The following is a 17,961-nucleotide window of genomic DNA, read 5'->3' as shown; positions in this document are numbered from 1 at the left end:
TAAGATGGGATGTGAATTTTATTGGAAAAGGCAAAGATCAGTACACATCAGCTGTTCGTGCTTATTGTCTTGTTTGAACTTGGCAGTGCGATATTGGTCCCCCTCGCGGTTGAAGCGAAACAGAATGCTTGGCTGGCTATACTAATTGGACTGTCAGGCGGGTTATGCTTATTTTTGATATATTATGCTCTTTTTTCGTACTATCCAGATATTCCTTTGACCGAATATCTGCAAAAAATACTAGGTAGCTTTGTAGGGAAAATATTGGCTTTCTTTTACATCCTTTACTTTATTTATATTTCCGCTAGAGTCCTGAGGGATTTTGGGGAACTTTTGATCACGGTCTTCTTTCCAGAAAGTCCATTATTTATTATGAATGCACTGATGATCATAGTCGTCGTGTATACAATTAGAAAAGGGATCGAGGTCCTGGCCCGAACTGGAGAATTGATTTTTATTATTATCGCTTTACTCGGCATCAGCGGCTTCATACTAATTAGTATTTCTGGAAGTATGCATATTTCTAACTTGCAACCTGTATTGGAAGAAGGATTAAGGCCAGTCCTAAAAACCGCTTTTACTACTCTATACTTTCCATTCGGTGAAATTATTGTATTCACCATGATTTTTCCCTTTTTGAACAAGCCCGAAAAGGTGATGAAAACAGGATTATACGGACTAGGGTTAAGTGGCGTGATTCTGGCACTGATCATGACAATAAATATCAGTGTACTCGGTGTGAGTCTACTTTCACGCACGCAGTTTCCCCTTCTTTCTACTATCCAGACCATAGAGCTAGCTGGGGTTTTAGAAAGATTGGATGTTACTTTTATGCTATCCTCCGTTTTTGCAGGCTTCTTTAAGCTAGGTGTTTTTTTCTATGCATCTGTGGAAGGTACCACTAATTTGTTCCAGATCAAAGAATCTTCTGTATTGGTTTATCCAATGGGGTTCATCGTCTTACTACTATCGATATTAATTGCCAGCAACTTTTCAGAACATGTATATAAAGGACTAGAGGTTGCTCCTTTGTATATCCATCTTCCTTTTCAGTTGGTTATTCCTCTTTTCCTTCTGCTCATTGCTTTTATCAAGAATAGGAAAGGGAAGGATGAAGGAATGAAAGTGAACTGATAAATCGGTGGGACCAAAATCTATGGGGAGCGTGTTAAGGCTTGAAAGTATTAGGAATCTCTATTTTGATATTTGTATGCTTGATTTTGTTTTCGTTAGGAATAGATATGCTCATAGGCTTTGATGTGCCCACTTCCATTATAGACACGTTTAATCCTTTTCTTGTCGTGGAGGTAGAGGAAGTGGTTCTTTTCTTTCTTTTTATTATCTATATAGTTTGCATTTCTACTCTAGCCATTTACCGAAACCGTAAAAAGAAGCAAGGAACAAAAGATTAAATACAAAAAACATAGCGCAAAACTCTTGGCTTTATTGATTAAGGGCTTTGGGAGGCGTGATTATAGTGGGTTGCTGCACAACCCTTTTTATCTGAATGTTATGTAAAAATATGTATGATTAATAGTATAATAAATGAAAACTTATAGAATGATTGGAGAGATTGGGATGATCTTACATACAAGCATTTCAGGAGAAGGGTTCCCGCTTGTATTGATTCATTCAGGCGGTATGACGGGATTAACGGAGTATGAAGAACAAAGCGATTATTTTTCAGAGAGGAATTTCAAAGTAATTCGTCCTGATTTAAGGGGGCATGGTCAATCGGAGGGTCCAATTGATCATTATTTCAGTCATTGCGCAGACGACATCCATGACACATTAAAGGCATTGCGGATTGAAAAGTGCCATATTGCCGGAGTTTCCCTTGGCGGCATAGCCGCTTTATTGTTTGCTAAGAAATATCCCGAGCAAGTGTCATCCTTAACCTTTTCCGGAATTTTCCCCATCGAGCCGGATAATTGGAAGGAGCTTTCGAAACAGGAAGCAGAGCATCACGAACAACTATTTGAAAATGAAGAAGTGGTTTCTATTTTGGATGGAATGCATGGAAACAATGACTGGAAAGCGTTACTCCGCTCTTTTCAAGGAGATGATTTTTATCCGTTCGACGAAACGGGCGATGTTTCTAACCTTGCTGTTCCAGCTTTGTGTATGGTCGGCGAAGCAGAGAAAAACGAAATTTCAGCGGCCGTAACCTATAAGCAATTGAATTCGGATATCCACGTTTCCATCATTCCATTCGCGGGACATTTGGTGCATAGAGACCAGCCTGAATTATATTCACGAACGCTACATACTTTTATAGAGTCACTGGATAACAATTCTTCGATAGTAAAGGGGTGAGTGAATGAAGAGTTGGAAGAACCCCATTCTATTACTATCAGGAATAGGGGTATCGTATCTAGGAAACTGGATTTACTTAATTGCCCTTAATGTTTCCATCTTGAACTTGACCGGTTCAGCGGCTGCGGTGGCTGGACTGTATATGATCAGGCCATTAGCGACATTGATCACGAATACCTGGTCGGGGAGTGTCATTGATCGGGTCAATAAACGCCGGTTGATGATGTCCATTGATGTCGTAAGAGGGATCATGATATTCTTGATTCCTTTTATCGGGTCATTATGGTCTATCTATGCGGTGCTTTTATTGATCAATATTGTGGGCGCCTTTTTTGGTCCAAGTTCATCGGTCTACATAACGAAGCTCGTTCCTCCTGAACAGCGAAAGCGTTTTAATTCCATCATGAGTTTGACCAGTTCAGGTGCGTTCTTATTGGGACCCGCCATTTCAGGAATCCTCATTATGTCGGTAGGGACGGAATTATGTATTGTGATCAATGCGATTACATTTTTCGTTTGTGCAGGTTTCATCTATTTTCTTCCGGATGTGGACGAAGATTTAGGTGATGTAGGAAGGGCCCCCGTTTCCTTGAAAACGCTCCTGAGCGATTGGAAAGCGGTCAGGGAATTCACGAAGGTGGCCAAGTTCTTCATAAAGGTATACATCTTGTTTCAAGGGGCCGTGCTCATCGGTTATGCCTTGGATTCACAAGAAGTCACCTTCATTAAACAGCACTTGGAATTGACGGATAAGGAATATGGCTTCATTACAAGTCTCACGGGTGCTGGGGCATTGGGAGGTGCGGCCGTTGCGGCTGCGGTTTCCAAGAAACTGCCACTTCGATACTTTGTAGGAGGGGGATTGTTCCTGTCAACAATCGGATACCTGTTATTTTATGCATCCGTGGACTTTATAACGGCGACGTCAGCTTTCGTGTTTTTAGGCTTTGTGATGTCATTTGCGAACGCGGGATACGCCACCTTTTTCCAAAACAATGTACCGGTTGCGATTATGGGGAGATTTGGCAGCATGGCAGAAATGGTTCAAGGCATCGTACAAATTGTTTTGACGTTGCTGCTCGGGTTAATGGCCGACTGGTTTTCGTTGCAAATGGTTTGTATCGGCTTTTGCCTATTAGGAATTGTACTGGCCGGGGCCCTTTGCCTGACCATATTCATCCCTTCTAAAGCACGATATTTTGAAGAAAAGGAAGAAATAATGACGGGAAATCTATGACTCTAGGATAGGGAAATCTTCTTCAAAACAAAAATAGCTGTTTGCCGAAACTTCAAGTTCATTAAGTCATAGAGTGGAAGATGCCAATTGTTAAAGATATTAGGATACGTTTAGGCAAATGTAGTTCCATATCAGTCACCTCCTTTGAGTCATTTTACTATAAAAATCCGATATGGACTAAGTGAGAACAGGGAGTGGTTAAAATGATGAAATTCAGAAAAGCAACAAGTGAGGATATGGAGTCAGTGTATATGATGGGGTACGATGTTTGGGGAGAAAACATGCCTTCTGACGAATATATAACAATGTGTAACCATTCCATTAAGTACAAGAGGGGAATATGGTATGTGCTAGAAGATTTAGATACAAAAGAGCTAGTCAGTTCTCTTATCGTATACGAACTACCTTCATCTGAAGATAGAACCAGTAGAGGAATTGGATCAATTGCCACCCCCTTTACCCTAAGGAATAGAGGCTACGCGTCTGCCCTGATCCAACAAGTCATACAGGAGTTAGAGCGAAATGAAAAGTGCACGGATTTTTTCCTGTATAGCGATATCGGAATGGAATTCTATAACAAGTTGAAATTTATTAAGTTGCCACCTGCTAAGCAAAAATATAAGGATAGCATATGTATGTATTACTCAAAAGAAAATGATAGAGATCCTTTTGAAATCCCGGATTACTTTTAAAAAACAACGTAAGGAGGAGGTTATATGAATAATAAGAAAAGGTATATGATAGCTTCGGTGTTCTTGACGATTCTCATTGTCTTCATATGGGCGAATCCCTTTAAAAAGGAGATTTGGGATACGAATGCAAAGCTGCTCGAAGATAAGATCCTGACGATGGAGATACCGGACGAACCTGTGAACTTGACGGAGTTTACTCCATTTGAATGGGATAAAGTCTATTCATTTCCCGCGTATTATACAAAAGAAGATGTGTATGAGACGGTCGGATATAAGTGGGATAGAATTAAGGAAACGGTCAACGAGGGCATGAATCAAATCGTGTTCATGAAAGAGGGGGAAGTCGTTTGTTACATATATGGCTACCCAAGCAATAATAAATTCGGCATTTCCTTTAATCACGGAGAGTATAGTTATGGCGATACCGTATTATATGCAAAGGATAACGAAGTATTTACGGTGGTTAAAAAAGAAGGCGTAACCTATTTGAACTTTGAGGGTGAAGAGTGAATGGGAAATCGGGCTCGCTTACATTCCGCCAATTTTTTAATCTTGGCTATGTATGAGATAGTTTGATATTTTCAAGAAATGAGTAACTTTAAAAAAGTTACCCATCCAACTAGTTAAGCTTTATTTTTATATGTATTTGCTAACTTCATAGTGAAAAACTGAGGAATTAAATTCACAAGAGCAACAAATAAGAGAAAAGATATCAAACATTCGAACATCATTTACTGCTTACTTTTCCAATCATCATAAAAATCTTTAAGTGTTGAATGGATGGCATGTAGGGCAATCAAGATTAAGTAGAGCATCATGACCGTAGCAATTTCCCCTGTAAAAAAAGCAATAATGGCGATACCCACTATCCAAAAGTAAAACATCATTTTATTCATTTTAAAACCTCTTTCTAGTCTATATAACCAAATTTTAACACAATGCTAGAGGGGATAGATGGGCTTGTAAGGAAATGAACGTTGATTAAACAATTTTATATCGATATAAATATTGATTGATTAGGAGAGCAAAAATTATTTGGGTCTGGCAGTACACAGGTCAAGAGGACAAACAAAAAGGAGCCTTTATCTATGATTAATTACGATGGACGTACTTTTGTATCGACTGATAATACAGCAAACGGAGAGGTTTCTTCAAAAACCATTTTTGACTATCATCAAGAAGGGAATATTCTTTTCGCCACCTATAGCGGAGGGGACATCCTAAAAGGGACCATGATCGGGATTGTACAGGAAAATGGCTGCATCCAGTTTAGGTATAACCATGTAAATGTTCAGCAGGAGATCAGAGGCGGGCAATGCTTTTCCACACCTGAGTTCCTATCTGATGGGAGAATCCGATTGCAGGAAAAGTGGAAGTGGTCAGATCGTGATCAGAGTGAGGGGGAATCGATTGTTGAAGAAGTGACCTGCCCACAGTGATTCCTGTTGGTGAATGAATGCTGCACCATTCTGTATCCTGTCTAATCTAAATTAAATAGCGAATTATCTTTACATAAAATGGGTAAAAAGAAAGAACTTTCAGAAAATGATTGACATTTTTTGAAAAAGTAAATATATTAAACCTATAAACTTTATTGGAATTAAATGAATTGGCTTACTGGTTAACCGGAGGCCCCTACGTTCACCACATGGTGAAAATGGGGGCCTCTTTTGTTTAAGAAAGGGGGGATTTACGTTTCAGATATATACATATTGATCCAATGCAAGGAGCGCTAATGGGAAGAATCTTCAAAGGGATGTTCATGTGGTCCCTGAATCATAATTGAATAGTGTGGCTGACTAGACTTCTGGAGGCCTTCGTTTAATTGGAAAATTAATCGAGGGTCTTTTGTGTTTAAGAGCCCCGTAAATAAAGGAGAGTAAAAAATGAAAATGACTCGACAGGCCTTATTTTTAGTATGGATTGGTGCATTACTTGTGATAGTTGGTTGTTCTTCAGGGAAAGCAGTGGAGAAAAACCAGGATGGCTATGAAAAAGTGGAACTGAAGTATCAGGGATATGCTGGATCGGTACTCTATCCAGAACTGGCGGAGGATTTAGGTTATTTAGATCCGATTAAGTTAGATTGGGTGGGAAATGTGAATGGCGGACCTCAGGATATTCAAACGGCCGCGACGGGTCAAACGGATTTCGGTGGTGCCTTTAATGGAGCCATCATCAAATTGAAATCAAGCGGCGCCCCCATTAAATCGGTCATTGGCTATTATGGGAGTGATGAAGACACCTTCGTCGGCTTTTATACATTAGAAGGCAGCCCGATAAAAGATGCACGTGATTTAATCGGTAAAAAAGTCGGGGTAAATACGCTTGGAGCCCATCTTGAATTGGTTCTAAAGGAATATTTAAAGAAAAATGGCCTCACGGATGATGAAATCAAACAGGTTACGTTAGTGGTGGTGCCAACGGGGAATGGTGAACAAACATTACGCCAAAAGCAAATCGATGTCGTGGCTTTAAATGGAGCGGCACGTGACAGGGCACTGGATAATGGAGGCATCAGTAAATTATTTAGTGATTATGATCTATTTGGAACCTTTACGGCAGGAAGTTATGTCTTTACGGATAAGTTCATAAAGGAAAACCCGAATACCGTGAAAAAATTTGTGGAAGCAACTGCAAAAGCGATTGAATGGTCACGTACAACACCTCGTGAAGAAGTGATTGCCCGCTTTGAATCGATCATAGAGAAACGAGGTAGAAAAGAAGATTCGGAAACGGTTCAATATTGGAAAAGTCCGGGCGTAGCCGCAAAAGGTGGCTATATAAAAGAATCCGAATTCCAAGTATGGACGGATTGGCTAGAAGCCAACGGGGAAATCAAAAAGGGCCAAGTGAAGTTGGATGACTTATATACGAATGAATATAATCCATATACGAAAGAGCTTGAAACTAAATGAATGGGGTGTGGATATGGCGGATAAAATTCGATTTGATCAAGTGACAAAGGTGTTTACTGTACGGGATACCGAAAAGGGAAAAGGCTCGAAGAAGGAGTTCACGGCGGTAAGGGATTTGAACTTCTCCGTGAAAGATGGTGAATTTTTAACGCTGGTCGGTCCAAGTGGGTGCGGGAAATCCACGTTGTTGGATCTGCTCGGTGGTTTAACGAAACCGACTTCAGGCCGTATCCTCCTTGATGGAAAGGAAATTACGGGACCTGGATTGGACCGCGGAATCGTGTTTCAGCAATATGCTTTGTTTCCTTGGAAGACAGCGCGAGGCAATGTTGATTTTGGTCTCGAAGCTAAGGGAGTTCCGAAGAAAGAACGACATGAACGGACGCAATATTACTTATCTTTGGTCGGGTTGGAGGGGTTTGAAGATCGTTTTCCTCATGAATTGTCAGGTGGGATGAAGCAGCGCGTCGCCATCGCTAGGAGTCTAGCTTATAATCCGGATGTGCTACTGATGGATGAGCCGTTTGCCGCATTGGATGCGCAGACGCGAGAAACCTTGCAGAGTGAATTGGTACGGATTTGGGAGAAGACCAAGAAAACGATCATCTTCATCACGCATGGCATCGATGAAGCTGTGTACTTAGGGCAGCGAGTCGCAGTAATGTCCACAAATCCAGGAACGGTCAAGTACATGGTGGATATCCCCTTGGATTCACGTTTGAACGAAGTGGACATTCGATCACATGAAGACTTTGTAAAAGCACGACATCATATATGGAGCCTTCTTCATGAAAAGGTCTATCAAGCGGCTTCCATTTAATTCATAAAAAAAGGAGTGGTTCATAGATGTCCAGTTTAGAAAAAGCTATTGCTGTACCTATTGAAAGAAAGCGACCTATCCATTTATCGTTTACCTGGCTTCAAAAACTTGTGAAGCAGACAGCCGTGATCGTCCTGTTACTAGCCATTTGGGAGATTGCACCACGAATTGGATTGGTGGATTCCGTATTCTTCCCACCTTTCTCGGCAGTGGTTGCAGGATGGTGGGGATTGGTGACATCAGGAGAATTATTCGCCCATTTCAAGGCAAGCTTCTTCCGTTCGTTCATTGGGTTTGGGTTGGCCCTATTGATTGCAATTCCTTTAGGTCTGATCATCGGCTGGTTTCCTTTGGCCAAAGATTTTTTGAACCCAGTATTGGAGTTATTCCGCAATACAGCCGCGTTGGCCTTATTGCCTGTTTTTATCCTATTGCTTGGGATTGGGGAAGTATCCAAAATAGCGATTGTCCTGTTCGCTTGTACGTTTCCGATTCTTTTAAATACCATCAACGCCGTTCAAAATGTCGATCCGTTGCTCATCAAGTCAGCTAAATCAATGGGATTATCCTCTCAGAAACTATTCTATAAGGTTATTTTGCCGGCCTCTATTCCGACTATTTTTACCGGAATACGGATGGCAGGGACGGCATCGATTCTCGTGTTAATTGCAGCTGAAATGGTAGGAGCCAAAGAAGGCTTAGGTTACTTGATCAATTATGCGCAGATGAATTTCCAAATCGCTGAAATGTACGCCGGGATCATAACGATTTCTTTGCTTGGATTGTTATTGAATTATGTTTTAGTGTCTCTGGAAAAACGATTCTCGGCTTGGAAAGTCAATCAATAATCGAAGGTAGAAGGGGTGGTTTGATGACGAATAATAAACGAGAAATGAAGTTAGGTGCCTTCTTCATGATTCCAGGTCATCACGTGGCAGCTTGGCGTCATCCAGAAGCAGAGGTAAGGGATATCATGAACTTTGATTTTATAAAAAAGCTGGCCCAAACGGCAGAGCGCGGAAAATTCGATTTACTGTTCCTTGCCGATCATGTATCACTTAACACGCAGGATGAACAAGTATTAGGGCAAACCGTAAATACACGCTTTGAACCATTTACCTTGTTATCGGCGCTTGCAGCGGTAACGAAAAACATCGGGCTGGTTGGTACCGTATCGACGACGTATAACGAACCTTACCATGTCGCCCGTAAGTTTGCTTCTTTGGACCATCTGAGCAATGGGCGAGCAGGATGGAATGTCGTGACATCAGGCTCTGATTCAGAAGCTCGCAACTTTAATCTCGACGCACATCCCCTTCATGAAAAGCGGTATGAGCGTGCTGAAGAGTTTGTGAATGTCGCTCAGAAGCTTTGGGATAGCTGGGAAGATGAGGCATTGGTCATGGATAAGGAATCGGCGCAATTTGCGGATGGTTCAAAGATCCATGCCGTCAATCATAAAGGGGAATGGTTCTCCGTTGCAGGACCACTGAATATTTCCCGTCCTGTTCAAGGTCATCCGGTTGTAGTTCAAGCCGGATCTTCCGAAGCCGGAAAAGAACTGGCGGCGCGAACGGCCGAAGTGATTTTCACTGCTTGGCAAACATTAGAGGAAGCACGAGCATTCTATGCGGATGTAAAAGGGCGGATGGCGAAATATGGTCGTGCCCCTGAAGAACTGAAAATCATGCCTGGAGTATTTCCCGTCATCGGGAATACGGAAGAGGAAGCAAATGAGAAGAAACAAGCATTGATCGATCTGATTCCAGAAGGAGCCGGTGTGTCTCTTTTATCGAAGATGGTCAATGTCGATTTGAGTGGTTATCCATTGGATGGTCCCTTGCCTGAACTTCCTGATTTAGAAGAAGTCAATGGAACAAAAAGCCGCTTTCAGTTAGTGAAGGATGTGGCGGACCGTGAAGGCTATACGATCCGTCAGTTATATCAACATATTGCAGGTGCTCGCGGGCATCGTGAAATTAAAGGGACACCCGTTCAAATTGCTGATCAACTTCAAGAATGGTTTGAAAATGGAGCGGCAGACGGATTTAATGTCATGCCTCCCTATTTACCGGGCGGGTTAGATGATTTTGTCGATCAAGTCATTCCTGAATTGCAAAGGCGGAACATATACAAAACGGAGTATTCAGGCAGCACATTGCGTGAAAATTTGGGATTACAACGTCCGAAAAACACTCTCCTTGAAAAAGTGGCGGGCGCTCATATATAAGTGTTGAAAATAGAATAGTAGAAAGAAGGAGATTAGATGAGTACGAATAAAAAAGAAATGAAATTAGGCGCTTTTTTCATGATTCCTGGACACCACGTGGCCGGTTGGCGCCATCCCGAGGCTGAAACTCATAATATATTGAATTTTGATTTTCTAAAAAGACTGGCCCAAACAGCAGAGCGCGGCAAATTCGATATGCTGTTTGTTGCGGATGGTAATGCACTTCAACATAACGGTGCTAAAAACGTCCAAAGAGCGGGAATTAGTTTTGAACCGTTCACTCTATTATCAGCACTTTCAGCGGTTACGGAAAAAATCGGGCTAGTCGGTACGGTGTCCACGACGTACAACGAACCCTATCATGTAGCCCGTAAGTTTGCATCGCTCGACCACTTAAGCAATGGTCGTGCAGGGTGGAACGTCGTCACATCCAATACGGATGCCGAAGCACGGAACTTTAATTCCAATCATCATCTTCAACATGAAAAGCGTTATGAGCGGGCTGAGGAATTTGTGGACGTTGTAGAAAAGCTTTGGGATAGCTGGGAAGATGAGGCGTTGATCATGGATAAGGAATCCGCGCAATTTGCCGATGGCTCGAAAATCCATGCCATCAATCATAAGGGTGAATGGTTCTCCGTGGAAGGACCTTTGAATATTTCCCGTCCGGTCCAAGGCCATCCCGTCGTGGTTCAAGCGGGATCATCCGAAGCTGGAAAAGAGCTGGCGGCACGAACGGCCGAAGTGATTTTCACAGCGTGGCAAACAATCGAAGAAGCTCAAGCATTCTATGCGGATGTGAAAGGACGGATGGCGAAATATGGCCGTTCCCCTGAGGAACTGAAAATCATGCCGGGTGTCTTCCCAATCATTGGGGCAACAGAAGAAGAAGCGAATGAGAAGAAGCAATTATTTGAGGAACTTATCCCAGAGGAAGCCGGCGTTGCGCTTTTGTCGGCGATGATCAGTGTGGATTTAAGCGGGTATCCCGTTGATGGACCACTGCCAGACCTGCCGGAACTAGAACAAATCAATGGAGGTAAAAGCCGTTTTACATTATTGAAGGATCTGGCTGAACGTGAAAACCTGACCATACGCCAGCTATATCAACGAACAGCCGGCGCCAGAGGCCATCGTGAAATCAAAGGAACGCCGGAACAAATCGCAGATCAATTGCAAGAATGGTTCGAAAATGGAGCGGCGGACGGATTCAACATCATGCCTCCTTATTTACCGGGCGGCCTTGAAGACTTCGTCGATCATGTCATCCCTGAATTGCAAAAACGTGGCATATTCCGTACCGAATACACAGAAGATACCTTACGCGGAAACTTAGGACTGAATCGGCCAACCAACACGTTGGTCAACAAGATTATAGAAACCGTGTAACCAGTAAGGCCGGGCGATTCTGCCCGGTTTTTTGTTTTTCTTTCCATGCACTTCTTTACCATTAAAATTCAACCGATATATCGCCTCAAGATGTACGGAATTCCTTACTGGCGCTTTCAAATTGAGGAATGAAGTTTATGAAATGATTCAGATGTTCTTTCATTTTTTCCTCTGCAGCTTTTGGATCCTTCTGTTCTATGGCTTTGTATATGCCGTGCAGTTCCTTGTTAAGGCCCTCTTTTAATTCAGTGGAACAATCAGTTGACTGAAAGTATGGGATAATCGCTTCTGAAATCGCTTCAATATTAATCATTATGAGTCGGTTTTTTGTGGCTTTTGCTATAGCCCTATGAAATTTAAAGTCATCTCTAAAGTAGTGCGAATCATTAACGGAATCTATTTTTGGAATTAAACTCTTTAACCTAATAAGATCTTCATCTGTACGCATTGCTGCAGCAATTCCACATGCTTTGATCTCTATCATTTTTCTCATTTCGATTACTTCCTCTAACGTAATCCCCTTTAAACTGAGGGAAAGAGTTATGTAATCGCTAAAGTCACTTACGAATGAATCAGGGTCAAACTCCGTAATGAAGTGTCCCCCCTTAGCTCCCGGTTTTGTTATGACTAATTTAGAAGACGACAATATTTTAATGGCATCCCGAACTGTAGGCCTACTCACTTGAAATTCATTGGCAAGTTCTTTTTCCCCAGGCAGTTTATCCCCAGGCTTTAAGTCTTTATTGATTAAGGAATCTTTAATTTGCTCTGCGATTTGTTCGGATAGACTTAATAGTTTCTTTGTATGGATCAACGTCCAATCACCTCGATGGATTTTTTACGGACAAAACAACTAAATTGATTATAGATTAAGCGTTTATAAATGAGTTCAACTGTATTTAGTAAGTTAATTTGTTTACTGTGGAGCTTAATAGAATATTACTATATTTTTACATAAATTGATATAATTTGATGTTAATGTGTTTTTCAACGCAAATCAATAGTATTGTAAATAACCTTTAAATGTAAAAACATTTTACAATTAAAGGTTATTTACAATTGGAGTGAAGGTGGTAAGATTATGTTATTAGATTTTATTGAATTTTCTAATAACTAAAGAAGAGGTGGTAAAGTGATCATTACACTTGAACAAACAGAAAGAGAGCAACGGTTACAAGCGGTAAGGGATGTAGTCAGAGAAAAGAATTACAAAGGTATGTTATTTGTAGCTGATTCTTATTTAGGGAAGAAAGGTTCCTTGCGTTATTTATTTGACAATCACTTGATCCATCGATACGGTTTCGGATTAGTGTTGCCAGATGAACAATATCAGATTCTTCCATCAGGGCTCCATTGGTGCACCGATCGTCGTGTTCCAGATACGCTATTCCCTTCTGATCATGAAGTCATGGAAGTAGTCCGAAGATTAAAAGAACATGGCGTCACAACGGGGGTAGTTGGAGTAGTTGGATTGAATAATACAATGAAAATCGAGGACTTCCGTTACTTAACTCAAGAACTACCTGAAATTGAATGGGTGGACGCTAGTGTGACATTTGATGAAATTCGTTCTATTAAAAGTAAACCAGAGATAGAAGGAATTAAAGAGGCAAATCGTATTATTGAAGCAAGTTTCGATGCCATTATCGAACATATCAAATCGGGTTTAACTGAAGAGGAAGCCGTTTCTGTCGCTTATTCCACGGCTCATGCTTTAGGCGCAAAAGATACTCTGTATTTAACTCTATCAAGTGAACAAGCAGGAGCAGTAGAACCATATTTCTTAAATCCACGGCCGAAAGTGATCAAGGATGGAGATTACTTGATCGTGTCTTTAGAAATTACTGGCCCTTCAGGACATTGGGTGGAGCATTCCAGAATGTTCTGTTTCGGACAGCGAGATGAAGAAATGGAGAAATTGGCAGGTCTAGTGGCAAAAGGTATTCAATATGCCGAAGTGACGATGAAACCGGGAGTTAAAGTGACGGATATTCAAGAACAGGTTGAAAAAATGGCACAAGTAGAAGGATATCATTGTGGTCATTTAACGGGTCATGGAATTGGAATGGATGTAATTGAACGACCATTTGTCGCAAGACAAACGAATACAGCATTCGTTGGAGTAGAAGTGCCAGGTAAAGATGATGAAGAATTACTTTATTTGAAAGAAGGTATGGTCATCAGTTTTCACCCTCAAATTATGCGAACCGATAAACAAAAATCCGCTTACATGTCAGATGTTTTTGTCATTACAGAGGATGGCGCCGAACGATTATCATCACGTAATCATGAAGTTATTTTAATAGGGGGCGAAACTATACGATGAAGTTTAGAATAGGAATCGATGTTGGAGGTACTTTTACTGACTTTTTATTAATTGATGAAAATGGGAATTCCGAAGTGTATAAAACCCTTTCCACACCCCAAGACCCTACAATCGGATTCTTCAATGGCTTGAGTGAAATGGCAGGCAACCATGGACTCTCGTTAAAAGAGTTCATTGGAAATGTCGAGCTGATTGTACACGGTACAACGGTTGGAACAAATGCAGCATTAACCTATTCAGGAGCCAAAACAGCTCTATTCACAACAGATGGGTTCCAAGATATTCTTCAAATAAGAAGGGGAATCCGTCCTGATGCTTATAACAACAAATATGATTTACCTACACCATTCGTTTCACGAGATCTGAGAGTAGGGATAGAAGGAAGACTTGATTACTCTGGGAGTGAAATTACACCGCTTTCTGAGCAAGATGTATTGAATGCCTTGGAATATGTGAAAAAGCAAGAGGTCGAAGCTATTGCCGTTTGCTTTATGCATTCTTATACAAATGACTCCCATGAAAAACAAGTCGGAGACATACTAAAAGAAAAACTTCCCGATGTATATTTAACCTTATCCAGCGAGTTAATCCCACGTGCAAGGCTTTATGACCGCGTCAGTACTACAGTCCTCAATTCTTACATTGGCCCCATCATAGAAAAATACCTAACGAAATTGATCCAGCGTTTATCAGATATAGAATTCCAAGGCACGCTGTTAATTATGCAATCAAATGGTGGAGTGGCAACTCCCGAGGCGACTATCGAAAAAGCCGCCAATACTTTATTATCTGGTCCAGCTTCTGCTCCAATCGCAGGTAGTTATTATTTAAAACCTCTTGGAATTAAGGATGCATTGACTATGGATATGGGTGGAACAAGTTTTGATGTTGCCTTATTAAAGGATGGCTATCCCCTTATCCGAACAGAAGGTGAAATTGCTGATTGGCCAATAAGTCTTTCAACCGTGGATATCCATACAATTGGTGCAGGAGGTGGCTCTATTGCCTGGGTCGATGAAGGTGGATTGCTACATGTAGGTCCTAAAAGCGCGGGAGCCCATCCGGGTCCAGTCTGTTATGGGTTCGGGGCCGAGTTCCCGACAGTAACCGATGCCAATTTAGTTCTCGGTTATTTAAACCCGAACTTTTTCTTAGGCGGAAAGATGAAACTCGATGTGGAGAAAGCAAGAACGGCCATCCAAAAACATATCTCTGAACCTCTTGGACTATCTGTACAAGAAGCTGCCCAAGGAATCATAGATATGGTCAACGTGAATATGGCAAGTGGCATACGGGAAATAACAGTGAAAAGAGGATATGATCCTCGGGAATTTCCACTTGTTTGTGCAGGAGGTGCAGGACCATTGCATGCGGTAGCGATTGCTCAAGAATTGGATAACACTCTTGTCATCGTTCCAAAAGAATCATCCATTTTCTGTGCTGCTGGCATGTTGATGTCTGACTTACGTCATGATTATGTCAAAGCCTATCGTTCCCCACTTGGAAAAATCAATATAGAGCAAGTGGAGGCCATTTTCTCAGAGTTAGAGAGCGAAGGATATCAGACGTTGAAAAAAGATAAAGTGAAAGAGGATGAAATGCAATATCAATATAGCGTTGATATGATGTACTACGGTCAATATTACGAAGTAACCGTGCCTTTTACAGCCGAGGAGATGGATGGCCTTACGATAGAAGTAATAGAAAATAAGTTCCACACATTGCATGAACAACTATACGGGTACTCCACACCGGAAATGCAAGTGGATGTGATCAATTTCAATTTATCGGCTATCGGCGTAACGAAGAAACCTAACATGCAACAAACGGAATATAAAGGGACGTCATCAGAACATGCAATAAAGGGTTATCGTCCAGTTTCTCATGGTCAAAAGGGAACCTTGGTGGAAACGCCGGTTTATGACGGGGACATATTGGTTCATGGTAATCAAGTGATTGGACCCGCCATCATCGAACAGAAAGTCACGACTATCGTTGTATTAAGTGGGTACAATGTTCTTCTCGACAAAAATGACAACTATATCATGTATCGCAAGGAGATGGATGAGAAATTGTTACAACCATTCATTGAAGAGAAACGGGGTGTCGCAATTGAGTAGGATAGTAGAAAAGAGTGTTGACCCAATCTTGGCTTCCATCATTCAGCGTCGGTTAAATGCTATAACCCATGACATGGCAAAAGTATTACAGCGAACATCACGTTCACCGGTATTTAATGAAGCAGGAGATTTCGTTACGGGGCTATTCGATCATCAAGCGAGAATGATTGAACAGAGTGCGAACATACCGATAATCGGGTTTGGGGCCCAACCTGCCTTACCCAATATAATAGAATCGTTTAAAGATGACATTTTTCCTGGAGATATCATTCTACACAATGATGTCTTTGAAGGGGGAAATCAAACACATGATGTAGGCGTTTATAAACCGGTATTCCATGAGGACGAATTGGTTGGATGGGTTGTCAGCAAGGGACATTTAACTGATTTAGGAGGCGCGACACCAGGCGGTTATAATCCAAAACATACGGAAGTGTGGCAGGAAGCCATACGGATCCCAGGGTTGAAAATCGTAAAAAAAGGCGAAGTCATCCATGATGTATGGAAAATGCTGTTTTCAAATGTACGTGTCAAAGTTGTTGAAGAAGATGTCAAAGCTATGATTGGCTCTTGCAACATCGGGGAAAGAGAATTTGTGAATCTTATAGCTAAATATGGTAAACAAACATTCCGTAATCATTTAGATTACGTGATTGAAGCTACGAAGAAGCAAGTGAAGGAGAGAGTCAGCAAGTGGAGAAAGGGCACTTATTATGGGGAGAGCTATATGGTCTCCGATGGTTTTGATACCAAGAAGAAATACAAAGTAGCAGTAACCATTACAATCGACGATGGAAAAGTGAAAATGGACTTCACAGGAACGGCCGATCAAGCCCCTGGATTTACAAATATGCCACCGGCTTCAGCAAAGGCTGCGTGTGCCATTGCCTATCTGATGTTGATTAATCCAGGCGATACCATTGCCCAAAATGAAGGATTATTTGCAGGGCTGGAGTGCTTTTTTCCGGAAGGAAGCATCGTAAACCCGAGATTCCCTGCAGCAACCTTATTTGGTAATCAAATGGCGGACGTTTTGCTCGAAGCGATTATGAATGCTCTACAGGAGGCCGTGCCTGAATATGTAACAGCGGGTTGGGCAAAAGCGTGTCCACCTGTATGGACGGGAACAGATCCAAGAAATAATGAACCTTACTTTGATTTTGGGTTTATGGCCAAAGGCGGTCAGGGTGCCTTGAAGGGCAGTGATGGCTTTGATGGAATCGGTTTTTCAGGTGCAGCAGGTTGCATGCTTTCGCAAGATCCGGAAATGTTCGAAATAAAAGACCCATTTTTAATAGAAAGATATGAACTCTTGAAAGACTCGGCTGGCTCAGGTCAATACCGTGGAGGGTATGGCACCTACGTCAAGGTGCGCATTGATGGGGACAATAACTCAGTCGGTACAATCGGTGATGGCATGGCATATGAAGGTGCTGAATTACCTAAAGGAATATATGGCGGTTTAGATGGGACATATAATCAATTTTCCTTGAAGTTCCCAGATGGTACAGAACAGCAACTAGGTTCAAAAGATATGTTGTTCGATGTACCAAAAGGGACAGTTATGGAAATGTATTCTGGAGGTGGTGGTGGATATGGTTCCCCATTCCTTCGCGATATAAATAAAGTCCAACAGGAAGCTATCGCTGGATTGCTTTCTATCGAAAAAGCACGAGAAGATTATGGTGTGTTGATCGATTCAATAACCTTCGTAGTAGATGAACAGGCTACTAATAGGTTGCGAGAAGAAAGGTTGAAGGTGAATAAATAGGTAGGCATAGGAACTTCAACTTAGGAGAAAGCCTGTATGTTCCCTTTAATAATAGATATCTGAAAATTTAGAAAAAAATAAGCGATTGAAGGCTTTTTAAACTGGTATTACACACGGCATGAAATCATTGAAAAATAATCGA

General features: G+C 41.6%; 17 protein-coding genes. 15 read left to right on the top strand and 2 right to left on the bottom strand.

Annotated elements, in window-relative coordinates; all coding sequences use genetic code 11:
- The first annotated feature begins 21 nt into the window (after positions 1–21).
- The 6 genes from ACQKIC_RS02380 to ACQKIC_RS02355 all read left to right on the top strand — a co-directional run bounded on the left by ACQKIC_RS02380 (position 22) and on the right by ACQKIC_RS02355 (position 4,755).
- Positions 22–1,134 carry a GerAB/ArcD/ProY family transporter gene (locus ACQKIC_RS02380; protein WP_427590917.1) on the top strand — a complete coding sequence of 371 codons (1,113 nt, stop codon included), beginning with the start codon at positions 22–24 and terminating at the stop codon, positions 1,132–1,134.
- A gap of 41 nt (positions 1,135–1,175) precedes the next feature.
- Positions 1,176–1,412 carry a hypothetical protein gene (locus tag ACQKIC_RS02375; protein ID WP_427668518.1) on the top strand — a complete coding sequence of 79 codons (237 nt, stop codon included), beginning with the start codon at positions 1,176–1,178 and terminating at the stop codon, positions 1,410–1,412.
- Positions 1,413–1,578: 166 nt separating this feature from the next.
- Entirely contained in the window at positions 1,579–2,316 is a 738-nt protein-coding gene (locus ACQKIC_RS02370; RefSeq protein ID WP_427590915.1) for an alpha/beta fold hydrolase, read from the top strand.
- Between the two features lie 4 nt (positions 2,317–2,320).
- The gene (locus ACQKIC_RS02365) at positions 2,321–3,553 is read left to right on the top strand and encodes an MFS transporter (protein ID WP_427590913.1); all 1,233 of its coding nucleotides are present in this window, start codon (positions 2,321–2,323) and stop codon (positions 3,551–3,553) included.
- 203 nt (positions 3,554–3,756) lie between these two features.
- Positions 3,757–4,245: a GNAT family N-acetyltransferase gene (locus ACQKIC_RS02360; RefSeq protein ID WP_427590912.1), complete on the top strand. Its 489-nt coding sequence runs from the start codon at positions 3,757–3,759 to the stop codon at positions 4,243–4,245.
- A gap of 24 nt (positions 4,246–4,269) precedes the next feature.
- Positions 4,270–4,755, top strand: a complete 486-nt coding sequence (locus ACQKIC_RS02355; protein WP_427590911.1) for a hypothetical protein — start codon at positions 4,270–4,272, stop codon at positions 4,753–4,755.
- 221 nt (positions 4,756–4,976) lie between these two features.
- Here ACQKIC_RS02355 and ACQKIC_RS02350 read toward each other — a convergent pair whose 3' ends face one another.
- Positions 4,977–5,141: a hypothetical protein gene (locus tag ACQKIC_RS02350; RefSeq protein ID WP_402873984.1), complete on the bottom strand. Its 165-nt coding sequence runs from the start codon at positions 5,139–5,141 to the stop codon at positions 4,977–4,979.
- Between the two features lie 192 nt (positions 5,142–5,333).
- On the opposite strand from ACQKIC_RS02350, the gene ACQKIC_RS02345 reads away from it, so the two are divergent.
- The 6 genes from ACQKIC_RS02345 to ACQKIC_RS02320 all read left to right on the top strand — a co-directional run bounded on the left by ACQKIC_RS02345 (position 5,334) and on the right by ACQKIC_RS02320 (position 11,602).
- Entirely contained in the window at positions 5,334–5,684 is a 351-nt protein-coding gene (locus ACQKIC_RS02345) for a n-acetylglutamate synthase (RefSeq protein ID WP_402873986.1), read from the top strand.
- Positions 5,685–6,131: 447 nt separating this feature from the next.
- A complete protein-coding gene (locus ACQKIC_RS02340; RefSeq protein WP_402987206.1) occupies positions 6,132–7,163 on the top strand; it encodes an ABC transporter substrate-binding protein in 1,032 nt (343 codons plus the stop codon).
- A gap of 13 nt (positions 7,164–7,176) precedes the next feature.
- On the top strand, positions 7,177–7,983 hold the full coding sequence (locus ACQKIC_RS02335) for an ABC transporter ATP-binding protein (protein WP_402874284.1): 807 nt from the start codon (positions 7,177–7,179) through the stop codon (positions 7,981–7,983).
- 26 nt (positions 7,984–8,009) lie between these two features.
- Positions 8,010–8,831, top strand: coding sequence for an ABC transporter permease (locus tag ACQKIC_RS02330; RefSeq protein WP_402987204.1), 822 nt, complete (start codon positions 8,010–8,012; stop codon positions 8,829–8,831).
- 23 nt (positions 8,832–8,854) lie between these two features.
- Positions 8,855–10,213 (top strand): LLM class flavin-dependent oxidoreductase, encoded by a 1,359-nt coding sequence (locus ACQKIC_RS02325; RefSeq protein WP_427590910.1) that lies wholly within the window; start codon positions 8,855–8,857, stop codon positions 10,211–10,213.
- A 36-nt stretch (positions 10,214–10,249) separates the two neighbouring features.
- Positions 10,250–11,602: an LLM class flavin-dependent oxidoreductase gene (locus ACQKIC_RS02320; RefSeq protein WP_427590909.1), complete on the top strand. Its 1,353-nt coding sequence runs from the start codon at positions 10,250–10,252 to the stop codon at positions 11,600–11,602.
- A gap of 85 nt (positions 11,603–11,687) precedes the next feature.
- On the opposite strand, the gene ACQKIC_RS02315 is transcribed toward ACQKIC_RS02320, so the two are convergent.
- Entirely contained in the window at positions 11,688–12,416 is a 729-nt protein-coding gene (locus tag ACQKIC_RS02315) for a FadR/GntR family transcriptional regulator (protein WP_427590908.1), read from the bottom strand.
- 318 nt (positions 12,417–12,734) lie between these two features.
- On the opposite strand from ACQKIC_RS02315, the gene ACQKIC_RS02310 reads away from it, so the two are divergent.
- From ACQKIC_RS02310 to ACQKIC_RS02300, 3 genes are read left to right on the top strand one after another with little or no spacing between them, the layout of a single operon-like run.
- The gene (locus ACQKIC_RS02310; protein WP_427590907.1) at positions 12,735–13,928 is read left to right on the top strand and encodes a M24 family metallopeptidase; all 1,194 of its coding nucleotides are present in this window, start codon (positions 12,735–12,737) and stop codon (positions 13,926–13,928) included.
- Positions 13,925–16,048 carry a hydantoinase/oxoprolinase family protein gene (locus ACQKIC_RS02305; RefSeq protein ID WP_403124767.1) on the top strand — a complete coding sequence of 708 codons (2,124 nt, stop codon included), beginning with the start codon at positions 13,925–13,927 and terminating at the stop codon, positions 16,046–16,048. The genes ACQKIC_RS02310 and ACQKIC_RS02305 overlap by 4 nt, the downstream gene beginning before the upstream one ends.
- On the top strand, positions 16,041–17,819 hold the full coding sequence (locus ACQKIC_RS02300) for a hydantoinase B/oxoprolinase family protein (protein ID WP_402874009.1): 1,779 nt from the start codon (positions 16,041–16,043) through the stop codon (positions 17,817–17,819). The genes ACQKIC_RS02305 and ACQKIC_RS02300 overlap by 8 nt, the downstream gene beginning before the upstream one ends.
- Positions 17,820–17,961 lie beyond the last annotated feature (142 nt).

It is taken from the genome of Peribacillus sp. NPDC046944, from assembly GCF_050272735.1.
Lineage (GTDB): Bacteria > Bacillota > Bacilli > Bacillales > DSM-1321 > Peribacillus.
This window is presented reverse-complemented; position numbering and strand designations above follow the sequence as displayed.

What these genes read in the sequence shown, in the direction of transcription:
- ACQKIC_RS02370 (WP_427590915.1), top strand. Translation starts at nt 1,579, where the DNA reads ATGATCTTACATACAAGCATTTCAGGAGAAGGGTTCCCGCTTGTATTG.
- ACQKIC_RS02365 (WP_427590913.1), top strand. Translation starts at nt 2,321, where the DNA reads ATGAAGAGTTGGAAGAACCCCATTCTATTACTATCAGGAATAGGGGTA.
- ACQKIC_RS02360 (WP_427590912.1), top strand. Translation starts at nt 3,757, where the DNA reads ATGATGAAATTCAGAAAAGCAACAAGTGAGGATATGGAGTCAGTGTAT.
- ACQKIC_RS02355 (WP_427590911.1), top strand. Translation starts at nt 4,270, where the DNA reads ATGAATAATAAGAAAAGGTATATGATAGCTTCGGTGTTCTTGACGATT.
- ACQKIC_RS02350 (WP_402873984.1), bottom strand. Translation starts at nt 5,141, where the DNA reads ATGAATAAAATGATGTTTTACTTTTGGATAGTGGGTATCGCCATTATT.
- ACQKIC_RS02345 (WP_402873986.1), top strand. Translation starts at nt 5,334, where the DNA reads ATGATTAATTACGATGGACGTACTTTTGTATCGACTGATAATACAGCA.
- ACQKIC_RS02340 (WP_402987206.1), top strand. Translation starts at nt 6,132, where the DNA reads ATGAAAATGACTCGACAGGCCTTATTTTTAGTATGGATTGGTGCATTA.
- ACQKIC_RS02335 (WP_402874284.1), top strand. Translation starts at nt 7,177, where the DNA reads ATGGCGGATAAAATTCGATTTGATCAAGTGACAAAGGTGTTTACTGTA.
- ACQKIC_RS02330 (WP_402987204.1), top strand. Translation starts at nt 8,010, where the DNA reads ATGTCCAGTTTAGAAAAAGCTATTGCTGTACCTATTGAAAGAAAGCGA.
- ACQKIC_RS02325 (WP_427590910.1), top strand. Translation starts at nt 8,855, where the DNA reads ATGACGAATAATAAACGAGAAATGAAGTTAGGTGCCTTCTTCATGATT.
- ACQKIC_RS02320 (WP_427590909.1), top strand. Translation starts at nt 10,250, where the DNA reads ATGAGTACGAATAAAAAAGAAATGAAATTAGGCGCTTTTTTCATGATT.
- ACQKIC_RS02305 (WP_403124767.1), top strand. Translation starts at nt 13,925, where the DNA reads ATGAAGTTTAGAATAGGAATCGATGTTGGAGGTACTTTTACTGACTTT.